The organism is Pseudomonas agronomica (assembly GCF_025917275.1).
Lineage (GTDB): Bacteria > Pseudomonadota > Gammaproteobacteria > Pseudomonadales > Pseudomonadaceae > Aquipseudomonas > Aquipseudomonas agronomica.
In genome coordinates this window covers 1-3,360 of sequence record NZ_JAOSHO010000521.1, presented here as the reverse complement: position 1 = coordinate 3,360, position 3,360 = coordinate 1, and the positions used below count along the sequence as shown (strand labels likewise).

General features: G+C 61.3%; 3 protein-coding genes. 2 read left to right on the top strand and 1 reads right to left on the bottom strand.

The genetic code is table 11. From position 1 onward, the window contains the following. Positions 1 to 34: 34 nt before the first annotated feature. Positions 35 to 535, top strand: a complete 501-nt coding sequence (locus OC610_RS23780; RefSeq protein ID WP_264431324.1) for a methylated-DNA--[protein]-cysteine S-methyltransferase — start codon at positions 35 to 37, stop codon at positions 533 to 535. A 181-nt stretch (positions 536 to 716) separates the two neighbouring features. After that, positions 717 to 1,325: a LysE family translocator gene (locus OC610_RS23775; RefSeq protein ID WP_264431322.1), complete on the top strand. Its 609-nt coding sequence runs from the start codon at positions 717 to 719 to the stop codon at positions 1,323 to 1,325. Here the strand turns inward: OC610_RS23775 and OC610_RS23770 are convergent, their stop codons facing one another. Continuing rightward, entirely contained in the window at positions 1,326 to 3,233 is a 1,908-nt protein-coding gene (locus tag OC610_RS23770; protein ID WP_264431321.1) for an alkaline phosphatase D family protein, read from the bottom strand. It abuts the gene before it with no gap. Between the last annotated feature and the right edge of the window lie 127 nt (positions 3,234 to 3,360).

Below are 3,360 nucleotides of genomic sequence, written 5' to 3'. Positions count from 1 at the left end.
AGAGCCATTACGCGTGAGTCGAGGAATCCATTCGATGTTGCCGTTGTACAAAACCATCCCATCCCCCGTCGGCGAACTGATCCTCGTTGCCCGCGGCACGAAACTGGCGGCGATCCTGTGGGAAAACGAACGGCTCAATCGAGTGCGCCTCGGGCCGCTGGAGCCGGACGACGATCACCCGACGCTCAAGGAAACCGAGCGTCAGTTGCTGGAGTATTTCGCCGGTCAGCGCCGCCGTTTCGAATTGGACCTGGACTTCGCCGGCACTGATTTCCAGGTGCGGGTCTGGCAGGCTTTGCTGACCATCCCATTCGGCGAGACCCGCAGCTACCGCGACATTGCCATCCAGATTGGCCAGCCGACCGCGACCCGCGCCGTCGGAGCGGCCAATGGACGCAACCCGATCTCCATCATCGCCCCCTGCCATCGCGTCATCGGCACGTCCGGCAGCCTCACCGGCTTCGCTGGCGGCCTCGCGGCCAAGCAGTTCTTGCTCAGCCTCGAAGGCCAGCAGAGCCTGCAGCTGGCGTTCTGACCCTCACCCAATCCCCATGTAGGAGCGAGCTTGCTCGCGATGACGGAGTGTCAGGTGATGAAGATGCTGAATGTTGGGCCGTCATCGCGAGCAAGCTCGCTCCCACAGATTTTTCCTGTGCCAATATGAAATCCGTCTACAGTGTCTGCGCCTGCACACATAAATCGCCAACGGAGCCACTATGGCCAGCTATGGATTGTTCCTGCTGCTCGCAACCCTGACCATCCTCAGCCCTGGCCCGGGCGTGGTCCTGACCCTGTCCAACTCGGTGCGTCACGGCTGGAGTGGCGCCTTGCCCGGTATCCTCGGCATCGCCCTGGGCGGTTTCCTGGTGGCGGGGATCTCGGCCAGCAGCGTGGGCTTGATCCTGGCGACGTCGGCGACGGCCTTCACCGTGTTGAAGTACATCGGCGCGGCTTACCTGCTGTACCTGGGCGTGAAGATGTGGAACACCAAGACCTTCATTCCGACCCTCAATGACACGCCTTCACGTCCTTGGCGGCGATTTGTCGAGGCGTTGTCGATCCAACTGCTCAACCCCAAGGCCGGGTTCTTTTTCCTGGCGGTGTTCCCGCAGTTCATTGAGCCGGCCAGCAACTATTACACGCAGTTTCTCCTGCTGGTGGCGTCCTACGGCCTGCTCGTCATCGGCATACACAGTGGCTATGCGCTGATGGCGAGCCGTGCCAGGGGCTGGCTATCCACGCGCCAAGGCACTCGCGTTGTCGGTAAATTGTCCGGCCTGACTTTTTTTTCCTTCGGCGTGTTGATGGCCTCGGCCAGCAAGTGATCAGCTCGGGGGAGACTTCGGCGCCAGCATGCGTGTCGGCGGCTTCCCGCTGGCGTTGTGCTGGTAGATGTCCGCCGGTTGCCCCTGCTCATTGAAAAACACTTGGCCGATCCCCGCCGAATTCCACAAGCGCTCGCCGGCTTCGGCGTGTTCCGGGACGTGGGGGACGATGCGCATGCTGCGGCGCTTGGTGAACCAGTTCAAGGGTGAGCGCGGGGAATAGAGCCAGCGGTTCAGCCGATCGAACCATTCCAGCAATGCGGGCGGAAATTCGTTCTTGATGCCGCTGCTGGTGATCTGCCAGATGCGCGGACCACCCTTGCGATGTGGGATCAATACTTCATAGACGAAGGAATAATGCACGTCACCCGAGAGCACCACGTAGCTGCCAGGCGTACGTGAGTGTCGGAAAATATTCAGAATCACCTGGGCCGCGCCGCGATGGGCCATCCAGTTTTCCGCGTCCACCAATAATGGATAACCGCACCAACTGAACACCCGCTGCACGGTCTCGATCAGTTTCACGCCGAAGATCGGCGCCGGTGACACGATGATCGCCGAGGGATGATCCAGCAATTCCTGTTGCAGCTCGCTCAGCGCTTCCCAGTCCAGCAGGCCCGACGGCTGCTTGAGGTTGTTTTCGCTGCGCCAGCGGCGCGTACGGGTGTCGAGCACCACCAGCGCGGGCGTGCTCGGCAGCACGTAGTGCCATTGCTGGAAACCGAGCAGCGTGTCGATCAGCGTGTCCTGCGGCGCGCTGTCGAGATAGCGGTCCTCGGCGGTGCCGCATAACGCCACGGTTTGCTGGATCACCTCGCCAAACGCGTCCGGGTTATTGCCCCAGCCCTGGCAGAGCATATAGGCGATCAGCGCGTTGCCGATGATGCGCTTGGAGAACGGATGCCCGTAGGCCGTTTCCTCCCATTGTGCGGATAAATTCCAATCGTCGGTGATGTCGTGGTCGTCGAAGATCATCAAGCAGGACAGGTGCGCGAACACCCGGGCCACGCCGCCAAGGCCGACCTTGAAGGCCTCGATGCGCTGTTGTTCCAAGTCATAGCGCTGGCGTCGTTCGGCGGTCAATTCGGGTGGTTGCGGGTCGATCAACGTCCACGGCACGGGCGACCACACCAGCAAATACATCGCCATGACTTCAGCGAAGGTCACCAGGTGATTATCGGCGCTGCTGCTGGTAAAGATCGGCTTGCGCGCCCCGCCGAAAAAACGTTCACGCAGGGTTTCGTTGCTTTCGAGCGCTGGCAGCAAGTCTGCACGGTGGTAATAACTGGCGGGGTGTTGGTAAAGCTTTGCGCTGTCTTCAACCACCGCACCTTCGAGGCATTCTTCGAACAACCCCAGGCGCTCGATCAAGGCATGGATCGCCCGCAACATCGGCCCGGCGACATCGTCGGCATACACCTGGTCGCCGCTCATCATCAACAACGCCGGCCGTTGCTCGGGAGATTGCGCCAACAGTCGGTCGACACAGAGCAAACCGTCGTTGGCCGGGTAGTGGGGTTTGCGGCAGGAGCCATGGACCAGTTGCCCGATGCGCGAATGCAGCATGAAACTCGGGCACTTCGCATCGCCGTACAGCAGGTGCGGCGCCCATTCGGCGATGGGCGTGCCGTCCACCAGCAGGTCGTAGTCAATCGTCACATCCAGCGGCAGGGCGGTATCGAGATGCACGTCGATCAAGTGCAAGAAAGCCCGCCGCCCCACCGGCACCACCTTGCAGCGCTTGGCGTCGAGTGCGAGATCGCCAGCCTCGTCGAGGCGCAAGGTCAACGTCAATGGCCGTGAACCCACCAGCCACATCACCAGCCGCCGGGCTTCCAATCGCCGCAGCAGCGGACCGACGAGGACGGAGGGCAGGGGGGGTGGTGTGTCGGAAGGGGACGGCAACATTCGTAGAAAAAGCTCTGCTTCAGAAGGAAGCAGGGATCATAACGCAATGCGCCCAAGGGCTGTGGCGGCTGCGATCTTTCCAAGGTCACTTGAATTTCAAGCGGAAGATCAAAAGATCGTCCGAACG

Bases quoted from the DNA above. Each gene is read 5' to 3' on its own strand.
- OC610_RS23780 (WP_264431324.1), top strand. From the start codon at position 35: ATGTTGCCGTTGTACAAAACCATCCCATCCCCCGTCGGCGAACTGATC.
- OC610_RS23775 (WP_264431322.1), top strand. From the start codon at position 717: ATGGCCAGCTATGGATTGTTCCTGCTGCTCGCAACCCTGACCATCCTC.
- OC610_RS23770 (WP_264431321.1), bottom strand. From the start codon at position 3,233: ATGTTGCCGTCCCCTTCCGACACACCACCCCCCCTGCCCTCCGTCCTC.